Consider the following 24,633-nt stretch of genomic DNA (forward strand, 5'->3'; position numbering starts at 1 on the left):
AACTGTCAATACATTTTTACACAAAAATAACATAGCAGATTATTGACAAAAATATAAAAAAGTTAGTAGCCTGTAGTACAATGATGAAATCCATAGGGTTTCCACCATCAACTACGAACTACCAACTACTAACCACTAACTACCAACTACTAACTATCAACTAATACCTAATACTCCTGTACTATAATAACGGTCTTAGCTGTAAATACGCCCTCTTCATAATTACCTATTACTAATATCTCGTCGCCTTCATCTAATCTCCTTAGAGATGTTTCATCTCCATCTTCATCTATATATGTGGTACGACTATCTACATCTATTCTTATATTTTCCTTATCTCCAGATGCATTTATTGTAGATATTGTTATCACATCTGCCTTACTATTTATCCACTCTATTATACCTTCATATCTATCGTTTTGGTTTCTAGATATGGCATCTATCTCTACTACTTCATTTCCTTCTATTTCTACCTCTACAGAGTAACCTAGTTTAAGGTCATAAATAGTGGACGTCTTTCTATCTATCTTCAAGTCTACTCCCTTAGCTACATCATATGTTTTTTCGTCTCCATCATCATCTCTAATGGTCATTGTAGTACCTTTACTACTTATATTTATAGCCGTTACAGTTCCCTCGTCATCGTCTTCTACTACATCCGCCTCTATATCTGTCACTACATCATATTCTATATCTAACTTTACTTTGTCTCCCTTTCTGAGGTCTGTTATCTCTGCATTCCTATTATTTCTCTCTATATCAACCCTTTTATCTACATCAAATTTATACTCATTATCATCTCTATCTACCACAACAATCTCTGGCTCAGGGTCAAATATAATCTTCTTTATAGTCCCTTTTAATCTCCAGTCACTACCTTTAACGTCTATTTCTACAATCTTACTGTTTTTAACCTTGAACTCTCCCTTGTCTTCATCATCCAACTCATCTACATCAGCCTTTTCACCATTTAGTCTTATATCTGCATCTTCATCTACTTCAAAGGTCTTCTTCTCTGTATCATCGTCATCGTCATCTTCGTCCTCTTTATACTCTATTCTTATTTTATATGGGTCTCCCTTATATATCCTGTCTATCTCTCCTGTATACTCTTCCTCTATACTATTTGCTTCCAATAATACTACCTTTTTATCCCTTGTAACCCTAGCCTCTTTTAGCTCCAAACCTTCTGTAATATCTTCAGCATCTGACTTTCTGCCATCAATCTCTATCTTAGCATCATCATGAAGAATATATGTATCCTTATCTCCATCTTCATCCTTTATAGTTATATATAAATCCCCTGTAGATTTAAACATACTGTATATGGTACCTTCTATCTTCTTAGCATCATCTATTAAATCATCGTCTATTTCCTCAGGTACATCGGGTTTTATATTATTCCTATCTATATAGTCATATGCTACCGAGAGCATTTTAGCCATTTCTGCCCTACTTATAGGTTTTTTAGGGTTAAACTTACCTTCTGAATCTCCCTTTTTATTTATTACTCCCTTATCTACCATTACTTCCACATATGCCTGTACCTGTAAAGGCATTAGCTCTCTATCGATAAAGGGTAAATCTATTATTATTTTATTTTTGGCTTCCTGTTCTAAATCCATTGCCCTAGTAAGGTATACACATAATTCATATCTAAATGCATTTTGTGGAGAACCATTTTTATTGAACCTTTCTCTTACCTCTTGTTCCGAAACAATTCCCGATTGTATAGCAGAAGCTACTGCATCTCTTGCCCAAGATGATACCCCTGCCCTACTCATAGTGGAGTCATATTTGTTTCTGGCATTCCTCACATCGGAACTACTTATATCTAACATATTATAGATCATAACCATTGCCTGTTCCTTAGTTACATAATTATTAGGTCTAAATGTAGCATCTCCAGAGCCAGATATTATGCCCTTTCTATACATCTTTTCCACATATGGATTGGCCCAATGTCCATTGGGTACATCAGTAAAAACTTGAGCATATACTGAGGCACTACCTATTACCAGGAACGCTACAATAATCAATGAAAAAAACCTTGTACATTTACCCGTATCAAATTTCATTTATATACCTCCCCTTTTAATTCATGTTATATTATTTTATTCTTTATGTAACCCTTAAATCCTTCAAAATTATAAAGATTCATGTGGAGGAAAATAATACCTCCACATTTTATCTATATATTTCAAAATAAAGGGCCCCCATATTTAATCCAGTCATATATATATTCGAAAACTTTTTGAAAATTTTAAGGTATATATCTATTCTTCTTCAAATAATTTTTTAGTATCATCTAAATACTCATCTATTACATTTTGAACATTTGAGTCTTTCAATATTACTGATATCTCTATCCTTCTATTTTTAGCCTTGTCCTTACTAGATGATCCCGATGATATAGGTCTAAATTCTGAATATCCACTGGCCATAAAGTATTTGCCATAACTATTCTCTAGAGTCTTATTGGATTTCATCAGATAGTTTACTACAGCAGTAGCCCTTTTAGTTGATAAGTCTCGGTTGTATTCTGCACTACCTGTATCATCTGTATGACCTTGTATATTTATGGCATCTATATTTTGTCTTGTACTTCTATCCTTTAGTACATTTTCAAAGGCATCTGCCAGCTTGTCCAATAATTTTTCTCCTTCAGGCTTCAATTTATAGGAATTGTAATCAAATACTAACCCTTCATTTATAACTATATTTCCATTGTCAGCTATACTTACTATTCTATCTCCACTATCGGTAGTCTCGCCCACTTCCTTTTCTACAGACGTCTTAACCTTTTCCAATACTCCTACCCTTAAAAAAGCTATACCTTGCAGTCTTGAACGCAGATCTCCTAGTTCTCTATTGCTTTCTGCTATTATTTCCTTCTGTTCCTCTATTTTGTCTTCGGACAACTTAAGTTCTCGTTCTCCCCTCCTTACCTCTGCCTTTACATCTTCTAGTCGTTCTTCCAATATCCTAAGTTTTTCTTCGGATTCTGATATCTCAGCCCGTGACTCTTTAAGCTGTTTTTGTGCAAATTCTAAATTGTTTCCTGCAACTATATTCTGTATATATGCCAATATCATAAGGAAAAACAATATTAACGCTATTGTAGAAATCATATCTGTAAAGGAGGGCCAAAAGTTTTGAGTATCTTCTCCTTGTTTAAAATTCCTTCTCCTCGCCTTCATACACAACCCCCTTTTTTCAAATACAGTAATCCATATTTAACTCTACTTTTTATCAGTAATTTCTTTAATCTCATTAGTAAAATCTCCAAAGGTTACATTCATCCTTTGAATGTTTGTCCTAAGTTCATGATTAAATTGAGAAAAATCTTTGGTATTCTCAGCAAATGTATTTAGGGATTCATTAAATAACTTAACTGCCTTCAACATACTAAGAGTAGTATTCTCCATCTCTCTAGTGGCTGCTGTAAGATTTTTTCCTGAATTGTCCATAACATTTTTAAAGTTATATTCTATTTTATCTCCCAAACTTCCCATAGTGTTCTTGATATCTTCTGCTATATATGTGTACTCATTTTCCTTTTTAAACTCAAGGGCAACCTTATTGTCTAAAAATTCTTCTATATCAACCATAACTGCCTCTTTAGTCTCGTCTATATTAAATAGAATATTTATAAATGTTACTATTATAGACGATGCGATACCAAATAGAGATGTCACAAATGCCACAGACATACCTTTAACAGCCTCTATAAGTCCTCCTACTATAGAATCCATACTGCTCAATACCTCTACATTGGCACTATTGGACAGTAACTCTACTAACTTAGCTATAGATATAGTTAAACCATAAAATGTACCTAATAGTCCCAATATAATCATCAACGATACAGCGTTTTTAAAAAATCTTTCTGCTAAAAATGAATTTCTATGAAATTTATAGAAATTGCTTTCTATTATCGCCTGAGTATTTACTTCCTCAGCATTGCTCTTTGCCCTTTCCCTATAGTCCTTTACTATTGCATTTAATACCTCATTTGCATATCTTCCTGAATCTAGATCATTTTTTCCCATTTGTAAATCTTTGTGTAGATCTTTGTATCTATTTCTAAGTATTATACTTATAACTATAGATGATATCAATATACCCACTATAGTTATTATTATCACTATGGCTAATGGATTTAGCTTGTTTAATACATCAACCAAATTGATCCCTCCTTTTTATGGTTTTTACTTCCATATATTATTAAGACAATTATAACATATTAGACCTATATATTTTGTGACAAGTTCCTTACAATTTTAAAAAGGGCCAAAGGCCCTTTTTAGTTCTTAGTTCTTAGTTCTTAGGTAATGGTTGAAATCCTTTGGATTTCTTCCTTGAACTATTAACTACTTACTACTAACCGCTAACTATCCCTTTACTACCAACTACCTAATAAATCAAATCCCCTATATCATTGTAATATTTCATCTTTGCTAGATTGTAGCCGTATTTTATTTGTACTACCTTTTCTTCTACCTCGGCTACTTTTTCCTCCGCTGCCAATACCTCTATTATAGTCCCTGCCGAAGACTCTAAATCAAGTTTTTTTAATAAACTGGTTTCTACGCCAAATCCCTCTTTATATTTATATTGTGCAATTTCAAGATTTTCTCGGGCTTGCTCCACCATGCCCTTGGCAGTTTTAAGCATCTCTCCAGTGCTTTTCAATGTCTCATAGGACTGATATATGGAATTTTTCACATTCAATACAGTATCTTTATAATTTATCCTTGCCTTTTCCTTCAACAATCTAGCTTCCTTGTTTTGGAATGTATTGCTGGGATACTTTTTCTCTACATTTTCAAAATTGGTTTCATATACTATCACTTCTCCAAAGCTCTTTCTTATTTCCAATCTTTCTTTCAACCCATTTTCAATACCATAGTCAATATCAGGTATCTCTCCCTCGTCTTCCATTACTTGAGTTAAAACCACCTCTTTATCCAATGGTATATTTATGTTTTTCTTAAACTCTGTCAACGCATTCTCATATTCTCCCAATGCCTTATTATACTCTATCTCTGTCCCCTGATAATATATTTGAGACATCAGCATATCGTCTTTGGCCTTCATTCCCTCTTCATAGCTGGCATTTACAAATTCATACTGTTTCTTTCCCCGCTCCATCGCCCTTTCTTTTACTTCCAACATCTGCTTAGCCTTTAATACATCATAATAGCTCTTTTGTATAAGCATAGCTATCTGATTCTTATATATATCATAGGACGCCTTAGTTACTTCAAAGGCTACATTAGACATAGTAGTTAACACATTAGATGTTGCATTAACTGGTAATTGATCTAAACTATCAAAATTTAAATTCCCCGATATAGTAGTTCCTGCTGTTTGAAGTCCCTCTATAATAGATCTTTTTCCAGCCTCTAAACTGTCTTCTATATCTTTAGATGTCATATTTCCAGCCTCTAATATGCCCTTCATTTGACCTGCCGTTATTCCTGAGGGTAAATCTCTTCCTATAAGCTTTTCTACTTCCGATGCAGTTTTATCATCTAATTGATACTCATCGGGTAAAGACTCCAATTGTTCCACCTTATTTAATATCTTTCTTCCATCGCTTATCTTTTCATCTCCATCTTCCAACTTTTTACTGGCAGATTTTGCCCTTCTTTTCTTTACTTCACTTAAATCTATTTCATTTCTTACCTTTTCCAATGAAATACTATTTTCCAACCCTATTTTCACTGCTTCTTGTATATCTAATTCTAATACCTTTTCTTCTTCATCTTTAATCTCTTCACTGCTTTCACTATCATTGTCTACAGCTATGGATACTGTAGAAGTAAATATCATCATAGATGCCACAACTATTGCTAAAACCCTGTTTTTCATATATACAACCTCCCAAATTATGCAAAGTTTTCTTTTATAAGCCCCACTTGCATCCTCTTTAACAAGTCAATCAATTGTGACTTTTGGGCATCATCCAATACACCCATAACAGACTTTGTCCACTGCTTATATTCTTCTATTATTTCACCAATAAATGCCCTTCCCTCTACTGTTATATTCGCCATTATTTTTCTTCTGTCCTCAGTGTCCCTCTTTCTCTTTACATATCCCTGTTTCTCCAGTCTATCTATCAATCCTGTTATATTCGCCCTGGTCACCAACATACTTTCTCCTATTTCTGAAAGCATAAGCCCTTCTTCTGGTCCCGTATATAGTATCACCAAAAGATTAAATTTAGTACTGGATATATCATATCTGTTGAAAAAACTGTTATGAATTTCTTCTAATATATCTGCTGTCTTTTTTAATTCTATTATGGCTTTATTTGCTACTTCTCCTACCCACTCATAGGATTCAAATAATTTCTTGGCCTTACTCATTCACAGTCACCTCTAGTCTTAATAATTAATTTACACCCTTAATTATTTTAAACTTAATATATAAATGTGTAAATAGTTTATATATTTATATTATATTGGTAAAATAAGGGACATATCTAGTCCCCTATTTTAGCCAGTTATCTTTTGTAAAATCTCTTTTCTCTTTTCCTTGACTTGTTTAAATACTAAAAACGCTGCTGGAATAACTATCATGGTCAACATAGACGATACAAACAATCCAAATATCAATGAATATGCCAATGGCGCCCATAGACTACCTCCAGCCAATCCCATGGGTAACAATCCTATGGTAGTTGTCACCATACCTATCATTATAGGTCTTAGTCTAGTAGCACTGGCTTCTTTTATGGATTCTATTAAGTCTCGACCTGACTTAGTCAATGTATTTATATAGTCTAATAGCACTATACCATTGTTAACTACTATACCCATCAAGCTCACTGCACCCATAAGCGCCATAAATCCTATGGGATATCCTGTTATCTTCAATCCCAATATTACCCCTATAAAGGATAGTGGTATAGTTCCCATAATAATAAGGGGCTGACGAAGATCAAAGAATTGGAACATAAGTATTAGATATATTAACGCCGCTGATAAGAAAAATGGTCCTATCAATGACTCAAATGCCTCTGTTCTATCTTCATTCTCTCCACCAAATTCCAATTTATATCCAATGGGCACCTCAAAGTCTTTTAGTTTTTCTTCTACTATTTTTAATACATCCGCTGCTGTATATCCCTTTTTAGGATATAGTCCTGTGGTAATAGTCCTATCCTTATCTCTACGTAGAATTTTGTTTATAGAAAACTCTGTCTCTATATCGGCAACCTGATTCAATGGCACATTTTGTCCTGTAATACTAGATGTCACATATATCTGTTCCAAAAGCTCCCTATTATTTTTGTCTTCTTCTGGAACCTTTAATATAACAGGTATATCATCATCACTATGAGCAGGCTTTATCTTGGTTATCTCTATACCATTTACCACCATCCTTATGGTTTTAGATATATCATAATTGGTGAGTCCAACCATATTTGCCTTGTCTTTATTTACATTTACCTTTATCTTAGGTGTCTCAAATCCAAAGTCATCTTGGACATTTTTTCCCTCTTCTATTTCATATAGCTTTTCCTTTATATCTCTAGATATTTTTCTCAATGTGTCTATATCTTCACCACTCACCCGTACCTGTACAGGCAATCCCACAGGCACAGCATTTTCTAGCTGTTTAACCTCTATCCTTGCACCTGGTATGGTTCCATCTAATTTCCTCTGTATATTGTCTATCTCATATTTACTACCATTTACTATAAACTGTGCCTTATTAGATGAAATTTGATTTGGAAAGAAAGATGGATAAAATTTAGGAATCCCATCTCCTACTTTAGATAGATATGTATCTACCTTGTCATTTTCATCTAATACATTCTCTATCTTTTCTACCACATCTCTAGTCTTTTCTACAGTACTTCCTTCCATTGTAGTCACATCTATTATATATTGATCCCGCTCAACAAAGGGAAATAACTGCATACCCAATGTGGGAATAAGTAACCCTGTCAATGTCAATAATATTATGGCACTTACCAATGTAACCTTTGGCTTCTTCAAGGCCGCATCTAATATCTTTTTATATTTGCCCATAAAATATTCACTTAATCCACTAAACTTGGATTTCTTACTATCATCCTTCACCTTTAAAAAGCTATGTCCCATAACAGGCACCACAGTCAATGAACAAAGATAAGAACTTAAAAGTGCCACAGTTACCAATACGGGCAATGTTTTTACAAATTTTCCTGCAACACCCTTCATCATCAATAACGGTAAAAAAGATGCAACTGTAGTCAATGTTGAAGTAAGTATAGGTATCCTTACTTCTTTTATACCTTCAACTATGGACATCTCCCTATTTAATTTTCCCCGTGTAAGATATACATCCATATTGTCATTGGCTACTATGGCATTTGCCACCATAAGACCGAGACATACAATCAATGAAGATATGGATACTTGGTGCAATATAACTCCAGTCATCCTCATAAATAAAAATGTTGCCATTACTGATATAGGTATGGAAGATGCCACTACCAATGCACTTCTCCATCCCATAGTTATAAGTACTACCACTAATACCAACACTATAGCCGATAAGAGGTTCTTCTCAAATACCTTTATTGCATCATTTACATATACTGCTTGGTCAGTTATCATCCTTATATGCATACCTTCAGGTAAACTCTTCTCATATTCATCTAAAAATGTATTTAGTCTCTCTCCGACCTTAACTACATTCTGACCTTCGGAAAATTTCACAGCAATAAGTAATGCCTTTTCTCCATTGCTATTTACATATACATCCCGTTTTTTTTCCGTTTCTACCACATCTGCCACATCTTTAAGATATACCACATTTCCTTGTTCAGACATGCCTACTATGGTATTTTTGACTTCATCCAATGATTCATATTCCCCTGTAGTACTTACCGATAACTTAGTATCGCCTAATTCCATATTTCCGCCAGGAATATTTACATTGGTAGCCATAAGCATCTTACCTATTTGGTCTAAGGAAATATTGTATTGTCTCATCTTCAATATATTCATATTTACATGGATTTCCTTATCCTCATAGCCATCTATCTTTACTTCTGCTACTCCCGACTCCCTTTCAAATCTGTCCTTTAGCTCATCTGATATGACCTTCAATTCATCAAATTGGAATTTATCTCCACTTACAGTTAGAAGCATTCCATAGGTTTCTACCAATTCAGTATCTATTTCTGGTTCCCAAACCTGCTCAGGAAAATCTGCCTTTGCATTGTCTACTTTATCTTTTAATTTGTTCCAAGTTTCATTTATTTCATCATCAGTTATATCTTCAAGCCTAACCACAAGGACACCTACACTGTCAAGGGAATGACTCTCCAATCTTTTGATATGATTAAGCTCTGACACTTTTTTCTCTAGGGGCTTTACTATGAATTTTTCCACATCTTCAGGGGTGGCTCCAGGATATATGACCTTAATTATGGCTCCAGGGGATACTACATTTGGATTTTCCTGTCTTTCCATATTTGCATATAGATATCCTCCCATCACAAATATAAATATGGCCAACATCGCCACTATACTTCTATGCCTTATACACCATTTAGTCATTACTTGCAACCTCCAATTTGACTTTGTCCCCTGATTTTAATTTGTATTGTCCTTCTACTACTACCTTTTCTCCTTCATTTAGCCCCTGCAATATCTTAATCTTATCCTTTATAACCTCTCCTGTCTGTACTGGTCTTTCTTCTACCACACTTTCTTCATTTACAACGAATACCACTGCACCTTCAGTGTATTTTATTACACTATCTACAGGCAATAATATTCCTTTCATATCTTCTTTGTTTTTAGGCTGTATTTTTACCTTTGCAATCATTCCTGGTTTTATTATAAGGTCTTTATTATCTATATTTATTTTTACACCAAATGTTCTAGTCTGTTGATCCGCTGTTGTGTCGATATTTTTAACTGTTCCCTTAGTTTCTAAATCTAATCCATATATCAATACATCCACTTCATCACCTATGGTTATATTTTTTACCATATTATCAGGGACTCCTATCTCTACTTCTAATTCATCTAATTTCCCCAATACAACTGCAGGATATCCAGGTGCGATGGTCTCTCCCGACTCAAATATGGTCTTTATTACTGTTCCATTTATAGGGCTTTTAAGTACTGTATCTGTCAATTTAGATGCTGCCAAATCCCATGCTGCCTTTGCCTGCTTGAGTTGGGTCTCTGATATACCCTCTGCATCCAATGCCTCTTGATGTTTATTTTCCGCTACTACCAATGCCGTCTCTATTTCTTCCAATGTCTTCTTTGCCACTGCACCCTTTTCATACAATCTTTTTACCCTTTCATGTTGGGTTTTGACAAAGTTAAGATTGGCTTCAGCTTGATTTATAGCTGATTTAACAGCACTTGCAGACTTCTGTTCCAATGCCTCATATTGTGCCTTTGTGGCAGTTACATTAAGCTCATAATCATGGGATTGCAGACTCATAAGGGATTGACCCTCTACAACTCTATCCCCTTCTTCCACATATATAAAATCTACTACACCAGGGACCTTAAATGCTGCCTTTATAAGTTTCCCCGGCTTTACATTACCACTAATCTCCATGTCTTGAGCATAGTTGTCAACTTTTACCTCCACTACCTTAGCAGGTTTTAAAGGTTCGCTCTCTGAAGATACTTCCTTAGAAGCACATCCAGTCAAGTTCCAAACTATGGCTATTACCATAACTAATGCAATGAATTTTTTTAAACCTCTCATATAAAATACACCTCTCATATTGTTTGTTTGTATATATATATTATACTAGTATATTTTATATATGTAAATAGTTTATATGTTAATTATTATTAATTATTGGTTGGTAGTTCTTAGTTCTTAGTTCTTAGGTCTTAGTAAAAAAGTTAGTAGTTAGTAGGTATTAGTTAGTAGTTTAATGATGAAATCCACAGGATTTCTACCATCAACTACTAACCACTAACCACTAACTACTAACTTATATCTACTAACTAATACCTAACCTATAACATTCTTTCCTAATCCCTTACTATATCTATAATCTAATAGGGCTAAGTTATAGGCGTGAATCTTGTTGTTTAGTTCTTTTTTGGCATTCATATAGTCTATTCTAGCTTTGGTCACATCATTTAGAGTGCCTTCTCCTACCTTGTATCTCAATTGAGAGATATCATAAGATTTTTTTGCCTTATCCGATGCCTTTTGATAGGTCTTTATCTGTTTTTCTGCTGTCTCTAATGAGAGATATGCACTCCTCACTCCCATTTCCACACCTATTTTAACTGTATCTAAACTCTTTGCTGCCTCTTGTATTGCCAGTTCCTTTTCCTTATATCTGAATGTATTTGGAGTATATTTTACCTTTGTTGCCTCAAGGGATAATTTAGATAGTTCATAATTCTCCTTTACTACCTTTAGCCCTGCATTCTTTTCAAGGGCCTCTTTTACCCCTTCCTCCACTTTTATATAATCATGGGGTTCATAGGTCAACTGGCTAGTAAGTTCTATATCTGTAGTAAGGTCTAGTCCCAAGGCATTGTTAAAACTCATCCTTTGAAGCTCATAATATTTCCTTGCTTCTTCCAATCCAGACTCTGCTTGTGCCAAAGACACTTCAGATGCCAATAACTGCTGCTCAGATATAGTCCCTACATCAAACATAACCTTACTTTGATTATATATAGTTCTTGCCAATTCCAATCCCTCTTTAGCTATATCATATTGATTCTTTATTTGTTGCAAATCATAGTATGCCTTTTCCACATCATATTTGATCTGATTAGTCTTTATATCCTTATTCCACTTAGCTATATCTACACCCAATTGTGCCGATCTCTTAGTAACACCCAAATCTTTTAATTTTTCAGTAATTGCATCAACTACACCTGAACCATATTTATCTATTGCATCATTAGTTTTACCTATCCCATATCTTGCTTCATCATATCCTAAATCTGCCTTCTCTATATTTATATCCTGTATCTTCATATCCCTATTATGCTCCAATGCATAATCTATTGCCTCTTCCAAACTAAATTTCATAATCTCTGAGCTCTCGATATCCTTTTTATCTGTATCCGCATATGTAGTCCCAACCATGGTAAAACCCATAATTGCAATTATAGCTATAGCCAATATTCTCTTCATATATTCTCCCTCCTAAATTTTCTGACTGACCAGTCGGTATTGTCTTGTTTATAAGGTTATATTATTTGTCCTCCATTGTCAATAAAATATATATACTTTTAATAAAATTGTAATGTATAAATATGACATTAACTCCATGAGTATTAAGCACTATTATTTAATTTTTTGTCGTGAAAAGAGGAATCTTTTACCATAATGACGAATTATTAGTTTAGAACATTTATCTTGTGAAAAGGGGGCAATTTTGTTGAGTAAGTCTTATAAAGTAGTATTTGTCTCAGACTTGGAGACAGATATGGTTATAGGTCAAGATGTATTTAATGAACAAGGAAATATACTTGTACCAAAGGGCTTCACTATAAATAGTGTATATAAAATAAAAAACCTTCTAATGTCTAATAGCATTCAGATGGTCAAAATTATGGAAGAAAATGAGATTGAAGAGGACAAGACACCAGACCCAGTATTTAAATATGTACATAATTACGCCCAAAAGTGTGAAGACATTAAAGACACCTTTGAAAAAATGGTTACGGGCAAGAATATACAAGAAGAAGAATTGAATTCTAAAGTAGAAGATACCCTGACAGAACTAAATAGCAATATAAATATATTTCAATTGATGCAAAAGGTAAAATCTATGGATGATGCCACATTTTCCCACAGTCACAATGTATCCCTTATAAGCTATTCTATAGGTCAATGGTTAGACCTTAAGGATGAACTCCTTAAAGAATTGGCTCTAAGTGCATTACTTATAGACATAGGTAAAATAATGGTCCCAAAGGAAATACTAAATAAAAAGGGTAAGGTTACCGAGGAAGAGTTTGAAATACTAAAAAGACATTCAACATTTAGTCACCAACTAATAGAAAAATATAGTTTCATAAACAAGAGAATCGAAAATGGCATACTCTTCCACCATGAACGATGGGATGGCAGTGGATACCCCATGGGATTAAAAGGGGAAAACATTCCACTATTTGCTAGAATCATAGCCGTAGCCGATGTATATAATGCAATAACATCCAAAAGGCCCCATCGAGATAAAAAGACTCCCTTTGAAGCCATTAAGATAATGGAAAACAATTTTTTAGACAAGCTAGATATAAATATATTATATACATTTCTAAATAAAATAGGGGGGCTATTTATAGGGCAAGCTATAAGATTAAACAACAATAAGACTGGAGAGATTATATTCATACCTAAAAGAAATATACATAGACCAGTAATAAAACTGGACAAAGACGATACCATCCTAGATTTAAATGAATCTAAAAACAAATCTTTATACATAGTTGATTTTATATGACATTAGTTAGTAGTTAGTAGTTCGTAGTTTGTAGTTGGTAGTTGGTAGTTCGTAGTCCGTAGTTGGTAGTTGGTAGTTAGTAGTCGATGGTAGAAATCCTGGGGATTTCTTCATTGAGCTAATACCTACTAACTAATACCTACTAACTAATATCCACTAACTACTAACTTCTTTACCTATACAAATATCCCCTTGTCATGGGTAAATCATTGTTTAGTCCTTTAGTAAATAAAAATTGGTGTATATCCACTACTCCATAGTGGAAAGATGCAGCACAGGCATTTAAATACATCCTCCACATCCTTATAAATCTTTCATCGTACTTTTTCCTCACTTCGTCTATACAATCGTCGAAGTTTTCACTCCAATGTTTAAGTGTATTGAAATAATGTAGCCTTAGACTTTCCACATCTACTATATGAAAGTCAAAATCAGGCATAACTGCGACTAATTCCCTTACTGAAGGTATATATCCACCGGGGAATATATATTTTTTAATCCATCTATTTCCTTCACTTTCCACTTGCCCAGTTATACAATGGAGTAGAGATACTCCATAGGGTACCAGTAATCTATCTACCGTTTCCATGTATTTAGGTATATTTGCCTTACCCACATGCTCTATCATCCCTACACTTACTACCCTGTCAAACTTTTCTCCTGTCTCTGCAAGTTCCCTATAGTCCATTAGCCTTACTTCTACTTTGTCTTTTAATCCCTCTTCAGCTATCCTGGCCATGGTCTTATCATACTGCTCTTTACTTAATGTAATACCCGTGGCATTGACTCCATATAACTTAGCGGCTTCAATTATTAGCCAACCCCATCCACTGCCTATATCCAATAACTTATCTCCCTCACGCAAATTCAACTTTCTCAATATGTAATGTATCTTATTCATTTGTGCTTGATATAAAGAATCGTCTTTGTTCTTGAAGTACCCACAGCTATAACTCATGGTATCATCCAACCACAATCTATAAAAATCATTACCTAGATCATAATGATAATGGATATCTTCTTTTTGTTGATTTATAGATGTGGGTATGATCTTAGCCAATGTCTTTATAATATTGGGTTTGTTCAAAAAACTCTCTTTATTTTTATATACCGACTCTAAAACTTCCCTTAAATTTCCTTCTATTTCTATAATGCCATCCATATATGCCTCTCCAAAGGCCAACGAAGGGTCATCAAGGACCTTTTTCTTAGATACAGGTTCTCTAAACACTATGGTAAACTGTGGATCTCCTTCACCATATATCTTTCTATCTCCATCCCAATACTCTATAGCAAAGGTATCATGGGATATATTCGAAAGATATTTATCCAAGAAAAACTTTTCAATACTCATTTAAAACATCCCCCTTAATTTTTTGTTATATCTATATTGTATCACTGGAAATCTTTGGGGGCAAATCTATAGGATTCATTCAGCTGCTTGTTAAGATTATTTAATTTCTTGTCCAAATTTTGTTCCGTAACTCTATGTTTCCCTTCAACTATGGCATCTATTATATACTCATTAATCTGTTGTGAGTGATGGGAAATGTCTTTATAGTTTTCAAAATCAAATGTTATTTCCTTTACATCTTGAAAGTCATATATATTGATATTTTCATATCCTTTGGTTTTATCAAATATATATCTTTTCATCTCAAGCTCATTATAAAAGAGTTGTGGGTCTGATTCATAAAAGAATCTATATCTCAATATGGAATATGGGGGGTAATATACAAAAAATTCTATATCATCGTTCTTATCTATTATAGGCAATAGATTTTCATCTATACTATCCTTTATATCTTGCAATTTAAATTCCTTAAAGGGGAAATTTTTATCTGCTTTAAACTGTTTAAAAGATGAAATCACCTTATCCTCACCATAAGTGGCAACAGACTCCCAATTATTTAATGTCTCCAATGCCTTGGGTTTCAGTGCATTCTGAACAAATATACCCTTTAGCCCTGTCATCAATGTATCTTTATTTAATAGATATCTTATATCATTTACAGGGTTATTGTCATATAGATAATATGGAAAACTCCCATAATCGTTTCTAACCCTGTGGGCATCTCCCCTAAATGCTGAATACTCTAAACACCATATCACCCTTTTTACTTTACCCGTCTCTATTGCCTTGTTGGCTATGAGATACTGCTCCCTAGCAGATCCACCAGAGATAGATAGTTTCAATGTATTTCCTCCAAACTTTTGATCCACATAGGATGACATAAAATTTTCAGTCATGGAGGTCCCTATAATTACTGTATCGTAATCATATGTCTTGGCGAGGGCAGGGTTTTGATACCTCTGCTCTTCAGAAAATACAGGCTGATAAAAACTGGCCTTTCTATAAAATTGTAATGGGTCTATTATATAATTTATAGCTACAATTCCCAATATAAAGCCAATGGTCAATATCAAAAAGCTATAAAAAAATCTTTTATATGTCATATATTACACCTCAAAATTGAAAATATAAAAATTCGCTTATTTTATTAAGATTTAGTATACATATAGTAGATAAAAAGGTTATGAATATAAGCCATGCCCCTGTAGGTTTAAATCTTTTGGATATAGCCAAAGAATTTGGCATGGTATTCACTACTATATACAGTAATACCAGTATTAACAGTCCCACAATGCCTTGGGGCAAATAATATGTGGCATAAAATTTCAACCCATCCAATAGGAACATCTCTTTCAATATCTTAAAGGCATCACTAAATGTATTCGCCCTAAAAAATACCCATCCCACTGTTACACATATAAAGGTAATCACTCTAGAGATAAAAAGATTCATGCCCATATTGTTACTAAATTTCCTATAAATATGATTTATGATAAGATATAGTCCATGGAGACCTCCCCATATCACAAAGGTCCATCCAGCACCATGCCATAGTCCTCCCAATAACATAGTTATAAATAGGTTTATATATCTTCTTACCTCTCCCTTTCTATTTCCCCCCAATGGTATGTACACATAGTCCCTTAAAAATCTAGACAATGTCATATGCCATCTTCTCCAAAAGTCTATAATACTATTTGCCTTATATGGAGAATCAAAGTTCTTAGGTATATTTATATTGAATAATAGGCCCAATCCTATTGCCATATCAGAGTAACCAGAAAAGTCAAAATACAACTGCAATGTATAGGATATAGCAGCCGCCCATGATTCCAAAGTGGTAACACTAACTGCCACATCAAATGCAGGGCTTACCCATGCAGATAATGTATCTGCTATAACGACCTTTTTAAATAACCCTATAAAAAATACCAACATCCCCTTGGAAAGATTGGAATAATTCAATCTATATGTATCAGATTTATAAAATTGAGGAATGATTTCCTTATGGTGTACTATGGGTCCTGCTATTAGCTGCGGGAAAAATGACACAAATAATATATAATTTAAGAAGTCATATTCCTGTGTTTCTTTTCTATAAGAATCTACCAAAAAAGATATCTGCTGAAAGGTAAAAAAGGATATTGCCAATGGCAATACTATATTTACAAAATTAAAATCTGTAGAAAAAAAGCTATTTATATTGTCTATAAAAAAGTTTATATACTTAAAATATCCCAATAAAATAAGATTTGTGGACACCCCTAAAAAAAGTAAATATCTTTTGGGATAATGTATTAGTATCCTACCCATAATATAGTTAAAAATTATACTAAAAATCAATAATGGAAGATATCTTATATTCCAATAGCTATAAAAAAATAGAGATGCCCCAATAAGCACCACCTTGGACAATGTAGACGATATATATCTTGATGACATATAATACCCCAATAAAGTTAATGGGACAAATAATAGTATGAATTCAAAGGAATTAAAAAGCATAAAAATCTCCTTCCATTATATAGTTGGTAGTTCGTAGTCCGTAGTCCGTAGTTCGTAGTCCGTAGCTTGTAGTTGGTAGTAGAAATACAGTTATTAGTTAGTGGTTAGTAGTTCAATGATGAAATCCATAGGATTTCCACCGTCAACTACTAACTAATACCTACTAACTAATAACTTTTATATCCTTGTCAATAATCTGATTATTATATAATAATAACATAATTATATATGTTAGACAATTACACAAAAAAGAGACGGCAAAAAACCGTCTCTCACAACTACCTACTAACTAATACCTATATATTAATATATGCCCCTGGTCCCAATGGCAAACCAAAGAAATACCAGATAGTCATTAACAATATCCATCCCAATAAAAATACCACTGAATATGGTAGCATTGTGGATATCAAGGTTCCAATTCCACTATTTTTATCATATCTCTTTGCAAAAACTACTATCATCGCAAAATAGTTCATAAGGGGAGTTATGATATTGGTGGTAGAATCTCCAATCCTATATGCCGCTTGGGTTAATTCTGGGCTAAGTCCCAATCTCATCATCATAGGTACAAAAACTGGCGCCATTATGGCCCATTTAGCCGATGCTGAACCCATGAACAAGTTTAGAAAGGCTGAAATAATTATAAACCCAAATATTAGGGGCAATCCTGTATATCCTACGCTCTTTAGGACATCTGCTCCCTTTACCGATATTATAGTTCCTAATTTGGTGTATCCAAAATAGTTTACAAACTGTGCCGCAAAAAATGCCAATACTAGATATCCTCCCATACTCTGCATGGCCTCAGTCATACCTGCAACCAAATCATTACTGCTCTTTATCTTGCCCACAGTTTTACCATATGCATAACCAGGCACTAAGAACAGTAACAGTATAAGGGGAATTAAACCATTGTTTAAGAAATGATTCAATGTCATTTTACCCGTATCTTCATCTAGGGTTCTAAATACTCCATTTTCAGGAATCATGAATAATGCAACAATAATTATAAAAATTAGAAGTGCGATCCCTGCATTTCTCAACCCTTTATTCTCTGTTTCCGTTATTTTATCTTGATTTGGTACGTAATCCCCTGTATATGTTCCAAGATTTTTTTCTACTATCTTTTCTGTTACAAAGGTACCTAAAAAGACCAATAGGAATGTAGATGCTATCATGAAATAGATATTGGCAGTTGCATTGATCTCGTAACCCATTCCTGAGCTCCTAAGTGCCTCATTTGTAATCCCTGCCAATAGCGGGTCCAATGTTCCAATTATAAGATTGGCAGAAAATCCTGCCGATACACCTGCAAATGCCGCTGCCAGACCTGCAATGGGATGTCTCCCTGCCCCTGCAAACACTATGGCACCCAATGGAATTACTACCACATATCCTGCATCCGATGCAATATTGGACATGATACCAGCAAAAACTACTATGGCTGTCAGAAGTCTAGGATGTACACCAGTTAATAGTTTTTTCAATGACACACTGATTAACCCTGTCCACTCTGCAACTCCCACACCTAACATTGCCACCAATACTGTACCCAATGGTGCAAATCCTGTAAAATTCTCTGTTGCACTATTGAATATATAGCGCAATCCATCAAAATTAAGCAGAGAAACTGCATGAACTGTTATTTTTTCTCCTGCCTTTGCATCATAATAGGTAACATTGATTCCTTTTGCCGCAACAATGCCTGAAATAATAATTATAGCAACACTCAATATAACAAAAATCATTGCGGGATGGGGTAATGCATTCCCTATTCTCTCAATGTTTTTAAGTATACCTTTATTATTCTGCTGTCTTCCTTTGCTGTTAAACATAATCTCCTCCCTTTGCTGTAAATATTTCCGCACCAAATATTATTATATAAAAAAGCTTTTATTAATACAAGTTAAGTAATTGAAACAAAGGGGTATTGTTTTTGGACATAAGAAAACCAGTTAGAAAAATCTAACTGGTTTTCAATAAGAGACTTAATTATTTAACTTCAAATTCTAATGCTTTATCGTTAGATACTTCTTCTCCATCTACTTCTTTATATAAAGCATCTTTTTCAATTGTTATTATGTCGTCTTTTTGAATTTTTTCTTCAAATCTAACAGTAAAGCTTCTAGCTGCTGAATCTCCCTTAGTAGGTCCTTCTATTGCTTTTATTCCAAAAGGCTCTATACTAAATGTATTTGTTACATCATCTGCGAAGTAAACTCTTTCACTTACTGTAAATGTAACATAGTCAGCACGACTTTGTACTTCAAAGTCTATATCAACATCCTCAAATGAACCACTTCCGCCTGTTGTTCCTTCTTTTACATCTTCTGCTTCATCATCAACAAGTCTTTCTATAACTCTAACATTTACACCATCTTCTACTACGAAGTATACTGCATCATCTTTTCTAAAGTTAGAGTTTGACTTCTTAGTATCTTCTTCGTATGCTACAGTCTTACTGTTCATTCTATAGTCTTTTCCATCTACAGTAATAATCTGTCCGTCTTTATCAGTAATAACTCCAGTTTTATAATCAAAGTCACCTTTATCTTTGTTATAAAGCTTCAACGTTCCATCGCTCTTGATTTCAGCAATGTATGGTCTTTCTTTTTCTAACTTACCATCAGATACTTTATCTACTTCCGCTTCTTCTACCTTGCCAGTTTCGTATGATACATATTCAACATAGTCATCTCCACCTTTGCTCCACTTATCTACAACGTAGATAGCTTCTTCATCTGTAGAAGATGAAGCTCCTTTTCCAACGAATACAAGAGCGTCTATGTCAATATTATTACTTCGCTTTGTAAATACAAAGAATTCAAGTTCAGAATCATAATTGTCTTCAGCCATATCATCCCAATTAGCTACTCCGAAATCATCTGAATCAAAATCCAATGTATCCATATCTAATCCTTCTCCATCGATAATAGCTGCTTTATTATCTATTGAGAAGCTTTCATTTTCAGCACCATCTTTTGATGTAGCTAAAATACTATCTTCGCCAAAATCTCTATCCTCTCTCATTTTCCAAGAATTATCTTTGTCTGCTACATAAAACTCATCTTCTGCTATTTCACCATTATTGTTAAGTTTAAATTTAACAACCTCACCTGCTTTAATAGCGGATATTCTCTTTGTAGCATCTTTATCATTACCAAACTCATCTAATTCTAAAGGTTCTTCTAAGTTCTTATATTCTTCTACTTCATATAAGATTTCATCTCCATCTGACTCTTCAGTCAATGTAAAGATTCTAATCTTATCATTATCTGAATATGTTCTAGTAACTATACCATATTTAAATCCAGATGTAGCGTCTGCCTCTGTAGTTAAGAAAGCAATTCTTCCTGCTACGTCTAAATATGCTACTACATCTTCATCATCAGCATCTTCCATATCATCTTCCCAGTTACTATCTACATTCCATTGTTTAATATCTTCAAGACCGTCAATGCTATAATAAGATTGATATTCTCTACCATCATTATCAAATCTTGTAGTTTTAATTTCTTTGCTTCCTATCTTCACTCTATCATCTTTTACTCTTCCTAATTCGCCTTCTACTACATTATCATCAACTACCATTACTACCGCATAATCATCGCCATCATAGTCTTGCTTTTGTACATAGATTATATTTCCTTCATCTATGTCATCTACATCAACTTTATTTCCTAATGTATCAAAAGCAAATACACCATCATAATTTCCATCTTCCCCTAAGTCCAAGTCAAAGTTTTCATCTGTTTCGTTAATACCTTCTAGCAAGCCTTTATTATTATCAAGAACTAGCATCCATGGATATGCCTCGTCAGAACCCATTACTTCAGCATAAACTATCTTATTATTCTTAACAACAAATTTACCAACTTTTCCTACTACATCATCTATATCAGTATCAATTCCATCTCTTTTATCTACAGTTATTTCATCATACTGATTATCACTTGAATCGAATACATATACCACTGCATCTTCATCAAATTTGTAGTCATCATCATGTCTAACTAAGCCTAATTCTGTTATTTCTCCATCTTTTCCAGTAACACCGTCTACATAATCAAAATATGCTTTATCATCTTTTTCTTCTTCAAGATAAATAACATTATCATTATCATCCATGTATAGTGTTACTTCTTCACCTATAAATCTTCTTGGATTTACAAAATCCTCAAAATCAAAGTCTTTAACTTCATTTTCTCTATAAGATGTGCTTACAGAATCCTCGTATGCGTCAACATCTTCTAAGAATTTAACAGTCATTTCATCTTCTTCTAATCCATCATCTACTAATTTATCTGCTACTATTCTAACATTTTCATATTTGCTTATGTCTAATTTTTCTTTTAATAATGTCGTATCTTCCTCTTTGTATTCAGCATTTTCACCAAAAGTATCTTGCTTAATTATTTCAGCATCTAATGTATTGTCTATCATTAATGCTACAGACCCTCTATCAGCAGATCCTGTTGTTGAAAATTTAACGCCTTTAGTTATACCTTTCTCTGCTGCTTTAGCAAAGAATTTATCTGGCCAGTTTCCTGCTATAAGATCGTCTTTGTATCCAAGGGCTCTTACTAACATAGTAACTGCTTCTGCATAAGTTACATTTTTAGTAGGTAAGAATTTACCACTTGGAGTTCCTTTAATTATGTTTTGTCCAGCAGCTACATTAATGTATCCTGTTGACCATTTTCCTACCGGTACATCTGTAAAACTACTTGAACCTGCAGCTGCATTTGCAGCATTGTCCAATCCCAATGCCTTTACCATTAATGTTGCAAATTGTTCTCTAGTTACATCTAATTCTGGATGGTATTCTCCATCCCCCATACCACTTACTATACTGAAAGCAGATAGTCTTTCTACTGCAGCTTTAATATCTTTATCTTCGATATTCTTCACAAGATCAGTATTTGGAGCTGCTGCGAAAGCCATTGAAAAGCTTCCTAGTACCATAGCAAGGGCAAGTACTATTGATAATACTCTCTTCATGTTTGAAGTCCTCCTTTATTTTTTGTTTTTTGCGAAGGAGCTATGTAGATTCCTGTCGCCAGACCGTAAACCCCTTCCGAAACCAGTCTGACCCAAAATTTTATAGAGCAGGTATAATATGATAAATCCTGCATTCTATACCTAATTATAACACCGCCCATATGACTCGTCAATGAGACAACAGGCTTTGTAATGAAGATGTAATATTAAGCACATCCTCCGTTGTTACATTAGTCATTATATAATATCTAGACTGAGAATTCCATTACAGGAATATTACATTTTATTTCAGTTTGATTATGTTGGTTCGTAGTTGGTAGTTCGTAGTTCGTAGTCCGTAGTTCGTAGTTCGTAGTTCGTAGTCCGTAGTTCGTAGTTCGTAGTCCGTAGTTCGTAGTTCGTAGTCCGTAGTCCGTAGTTCGTAGTTCAATGAAGAAATCCAGAGGATTTCAACCATCAACTAATAACTAAGAACTGAGAACTAAGAACTAAGAGCTGTCCTTTTACTACCGACTATATATCCTTACTTGCTTTTATAAAATCTCTGAATAATGGGTGGGATTTTGTCGGTCTGGATTTGAATTCTGGGTGGAATTGACTGGCTACAAACCATGGATGGTCCTTTAGCTCTATTATTTCCACTAATCTTTCATCGGGAGATATCCCACTTATTATCATGCCCTTCTCCATTAGTTCTTCTCTATATTGGTTGTTGAATTCATATCTATGTCTATGTCTCTCATATACTAAGTCTTCTCCATAGGCTGATTTTGCCTTTGTATCTTCGTATAATTTGCATGGATATAGTCCCAGTCTCATGGTACCTCCCATATCTTCTATATCCTTTTGCTCTGGCATCAGGTCTATTACTGGATGTTTTGTATCTTCTACAAATTCTGCACTATGGGCATCCTTTATACCTAGTACATTTCTAGCAAACTCTATTACTGCCATTTGCATACCTAGACATATCCCTAGGAATGGTATCTTGTTTTCTCTGGCATATTTTATTGCACATATCTTTCCCTCTATACCCCTGTCTCCAAATCCTCCAGGGACCAATATGCCATCTACTCCCTGTAGATATGAACTACAGTTGTTATCATCTATCTCTTCTGAATGGACCCATTCTATCTCTACATCTACTCCATTGTCTATCCCTGCATGGTTTAATGATTCTGCCACTGATATATATGCGTCCTTTAATTCTACATATTTCCCTACCAATGCAATCTTTACTTTGCCTTCTAAATTCTCTACCCTATCTATTAGACTGTTCCACTCTGTCAAATCTGGCTCTTTACATTGGAGTGCTAGTTTGTTTATTACCATTTGTGGTAATCCTTCTTTTTCTAATAACAATGGTACTTCATATAGATTTCTGGCATCTAGATTTTGTACCACATTATTGGCATCTAAATTACAGAATAGACCTATCTTTTCCTTTATTTCATCGGACAATAGATGTTCTGTCCTACATACTACTACATCGGGTTGTATACCTATACCCCTAAGTTCCTTTACACTATGTTGAGTAGGTTTAGTCTTTAGCTCTCCTGCCTTTGACAGATAGGGTACCAATGTCACATGGATATACATCACATTTTCTCTGCCCACATCATATTTTATCTGTCTGATTGCCTCTAAAAATGGTAAACTCTCTATATCTCCAACTGTACCGCCTATCTCTGTGATTACCACATCTACATGCTTTTCTTTGGATACTCTAAATACCCTGTCCTTTATCTCGTTGGTTATATGGGGTATTACTTGGACTGTTCCACCTAGGTAATCTCCCCTTCTCTCTTTGTTCAATACCGACCAATATACTTTTCCTGTGGTTACATTGCTGTTTTTGCTTAGATTTATATCAGTAAATCTCTCATAATGTCCCAAATCCAAATCTGTTTCTGCACCATCGTCTGTTACAAAAACTTCTCCGTGCTGATATGGACTCATGGTTCCTGGGTCTACATTTATATAGGGGTCAAATTTTTGCAATGTTACCTCTAGCCCTCTACTCTTCAACAACTGACCTAAAGATGCTGCTGTTATCCCCTTTCCCAATGAGGATACTACACCACCGGTTATAAAGATGTATTTTGTGTTTGACATTTCATTGCTCCTTTCGGTTTTTGGTAGTTGGTCCTTATCCTCCAACTATATTTTTAACATAAAAAGAGGGGCGAAAAATATCGCCCCTCTTTGCGCGGGGCACTAAGTGCCCTGTGTTTTATGTTCTGCTTTTTATTCTCTTTTTTACAACTACAATAGTGTATAATATCCTCCGTACTATGTCAAGGTTTTT

The 24,633-nt window shown here is 34.2% G+C and carries 15 protein-coding genes; 1 reads left to right on the forward strand and 14 read right to left on the reverse strand.

Features of this window, described 5'->3' with window-relative positions:
• Window positions 1-167: 167 nt before the first annotated feature.
• The 8 genes from Q326_RS0100190 to Q326_RS0100225 all read right to left on the reverse strand — a co-directional run bounded on the left by Q326_RS0100190 (window position 168) and on the right by Q326_RS0100225 (window position 12,147).
• Window positions 168-2,078 (reverse strand): S-layer homology domain-containing protein, encoded by a 1,911-nt coding sequence (locus Q326_RS0100190; protein WP_026893531.1) that lies wholly within the window; start codon window positions 2,076-2,078, stop codon window positions 168-170.
• 198 nt (window positions 2,079-2,276) lie between these two features.
• On the reverse strand, window positions 2,277-3,200 hold the full coding sequence (locus Q326_RS0100195) for an OmpA family protein (RefSeq protein ID WP_026893532.1): 924 nt from the start codon (window positions 3,198-3,200) through the stop codon (window positions 2,277-2,279).
• A 42-nt stretch (window positions 3,201-3,242) separates the two neighbouring features.
• A complete protein-coding gene (locus tag Q326_RS0100200; protein WP_026893533.1) occupies window positions 3,243-4,187 on the reverse strand; it encodes a MotA/TolQ/ExbB proton channel family protein in 945 nt (314 codons plus the stop codon).
• 229 nt (window positions 4,188-4,416) lie between these two features.
• Entirely contained in the window at window positions 4,417-5,877 is a 1,461-nt protein-coding gene (locus Q326_RS0100205) for a TolC family protein (RefSeq protein WP_026893534.1), read from the reverse strand.
• Between the two features lie 17 nt (window positions 5,878-5,894).
• Window positions 5,895-6,377 (reverse strand): MarR family winged helix-turn-helix transcriptional regulator, encoded by a 483-nt coding sequence (locus tag Q326_RS16345; RefSeq protein ID WP_051530990.1) that lies wholly within the window; start codon window positions 6,375-6,377, stop codon window positions 5,895-5,897.
• Window positions 6,378-6,506: 129 nt separating this feature from the next.
• A complete protein-coding gene (locus Q326_RS0100215) occupies window positions 6,507-9,566 on the reverse strand; it encodes an efflux RND transporter permease subunit (RefSeq protein ID WP_026893535.1) in 3,060 nt (1,019 codons plus the stop codon).
• The gene (locus tag Q326_RS0100220; RefSeq protein WP_026893536.1) at window positions 9,559-10,743 is read right to left on the reverse strand and encodes an efflux RND transporter periplasmic adaptor subunit; all 1,185 of its coding nucleotides are present in this window, start codon (window positions 10,741-10,743) and stop codon (window positions 9,559-9,561) included. The genes Q326_RS0100215 and Q326_RS0100220 overlap by 8 nt, the downstream gene beginning before the upstream one ends.
• Window positions 10,744-10,998: 255 nt before the next feature.
• Window positions 10,999-12,147 (reverse strand): TolC family protein, encoded by a 1,149-nt coding sequence (locus tag Q326_RS0100225; protein ID WP_026893537.1) that lies wholly within the window; start codon window positions 12,145-12,147, stop codon window positions 10,999-11,001.
• Between the two features lie 247 nt (window positions 12,148-12,394).
• Between Q326_RS0100225 and Q326_RS0100230 the strand changes: the two genes are divergently transcribed.
• On the forward strand, window positions 12,395-13,462 hold the full coding sequence (locus Q326_RS0100230; protein ID WP_051530991.1) for an HD-GYP domain-containing protein: 1,068 nt from the start codon (window positions 12,395-12,397) through the stop codon (window positions 13,460-13,462).
• Between the two features lie 172 nt (window positions 13,463-13,634).
• On the opposite strand, the gene Q326_RS0100235 is transcribed toward Q326_RS0100230, so the two are convergent.
• From Q326_RS0100235 to pyrG, 6 genes are all read right to left on the reverse strand, one after another.
• Window positions 13,635-14,816: an SAM-dependent methyltransferase gene (locus tag Q326_RS0100235; protein WP_156936211.1), complete on the reverse strand. Its 1,182-nt coding sequence runs from the start codon at window positions 14,814-14,816 to the stop codon at window positions 13,635-13,637.
• A 41-nt stretch (window positions 14,817-14,857) separates the two neighbouring features.
• Complete coding sequence (locus tag Q326_RS17775) at window positions 14,858-15,919, reverse strand: hypothetical protein (protein ID WP_051530992.1); 1,062 nt, start codon at window positions 15,917-15,919, stop codon at window positions 14,858-14,860.
• Between the two features lie 10 nt (window positions 15,920-15,929).
• Window positions 15,930-17,258 (reverse strand): MBOAT family O-acyltransferase, encoded by a 1,329-nt coding sequence (locus Q326_RS0100245; RefSeq protein WP_245592035.1) that lies wholly within the window; start codon window positions 17,256-17,258, stop codon window positions 15,930-15,932.
• A gap of 359 nt (window positions 17,259-17,617) precedes the next feature.
• Window positions 17,618-19,159, reverse strand: a complete 1,542-nt coding sequence (locus Q326_RS0100250) for an AbgT family transporter (protein ID WP_026893541.1) — start codon at window positions 19,157-19,159, stop codon at window positions 17,618-17,620.
• Between the two features lie 157 nt (window positions 19,160-19,316).
• The gene (locus Q326_RS0100255; RefSeq protein ID WP_026893542.1) at window positions 19,317-22,325 is read right to left on the reverse strand and encodes an S-layer homology domain-containing protein; all 3,009 of its coding nucleotides are present in this window, start codon (window positions 22,323-22,325) and stop codon (window positions 19,317-19,319) included.
• 513 nt (window positions 22,326-22,838) lie between these two features.
• Complete coding sequence (gene pyrG, locus Q326_RS0100260) at window positions 22,839-24,440, reverse strand: CTP synthase (protein ID WP_026893543.1); 1,602 nt, start codon at window positions 24,438-24,440, stop codon at window positions 22,839-22,841.
• Window positions 24,441-24,633 lie beyond the last annotated feature (193 nt).

Origin of the sequence: Clostridiisalibacter paucivorans DSM 22131, assembly GCF_000620125.1 — a bacterium.
GTDB lineage: Bacteria > Bacillota > Clostridia > Tissierellales > Clostridiisalibacteraceae > Clostridiisalibacter > Clostridiisalibacter paucivorans.

Bases quoted from the DNA above. Each gene is read 5' to 3' on its own strand.
- Q326_RS0100190 (WP_026893531.1), bottom strand. From the start codon at position 2,078: ATGAAATTTGATACGGGTAAATGTACAAGGTTTTTTTCATTGATTATT.
- Q326_RS0100195 (WP_026893532.1), bottom strand. From the start codon at position 3,200: ATGAAGGCGAGGAGAAGGAATTTTAAACAAGGAGAAGATACTCAAAAC.
- Q326_RS0100205 (WP_026893534.1), bottom strand. From the start codon at position 5,877: ATGAAAAACAGGGTTTTAGCAATAGTTGTGGCATCTATGATGATATTT.
- Q326_RS16345 (WP_051530990.1), bottom strand. From the start codon at position 6,377: ATGAGTAAGGCCAAGAAATTATTTGAATCCTATGAGTGGGTAGGAGAA.
- Q326_RS0100215 (WP_026893535.1), bottom strand. From the start codon at position 9,566: ATGACTAAATGGTGTATAAGGCATAGAAGTATAGTGGCGATGTTGGCC.
- Q326_RS0100220 (WP_026893536.1), bottom strand. From the start codon at position 10,743: ATGAGAGGTTTAAAAAAATTCATTGCATTAGTTATGGTAATAGCCATA.
- Q326_RS0100225 (WP_026893537.1), bottom strand. From the start codon at position 12,147: ATGAAGAGAATATTGGCTATAGCTATAATTGCAATTATGGGTTTTACC.
- Q326_RS0100235 (WP_156936211.1), bottom strand. From the start codon at position 14,816: ATGAGTATTGAAAAGTTTTTCTTGGATAAATATCTTTCGAATATATCC.
- Q326_RS17775 (WP_051530992.1), bottom strand. From the start codon at position 15,919: ATGACATATAAAAGATTTTTTTATAGCTTTTTGATATTGACCATTGGC.
- Q326_RS0100245 (WP_245592035.1), bottom strand. From the start codon at position 17,258: ATGTCATCAAGATATATATCGTCTACATTGTCCAAGGTGGTGCTTATT.
- Q326_RS0100250 (WP_026893541.1), bottom strand. From the start codon at position 19,159: ATGTTTAACAGCAAAGGAAGACAGCAGAATAATAAAGGTATACTTAAA.
- Q326_RS0100255 (WP_026893542.1), bottom strand. From the start codon at position 22,325: ATGAAGAGAGTATTATCAATAGTACTTGCCCTTGCTATGGTACTAGGA.
- pyrG (WP_026893543.1), bottom strand. From the start codon at position 24,440: ATGTCAAACACAAAATACATCTTTATAACCGGTGGTGTAGTATCCTCA.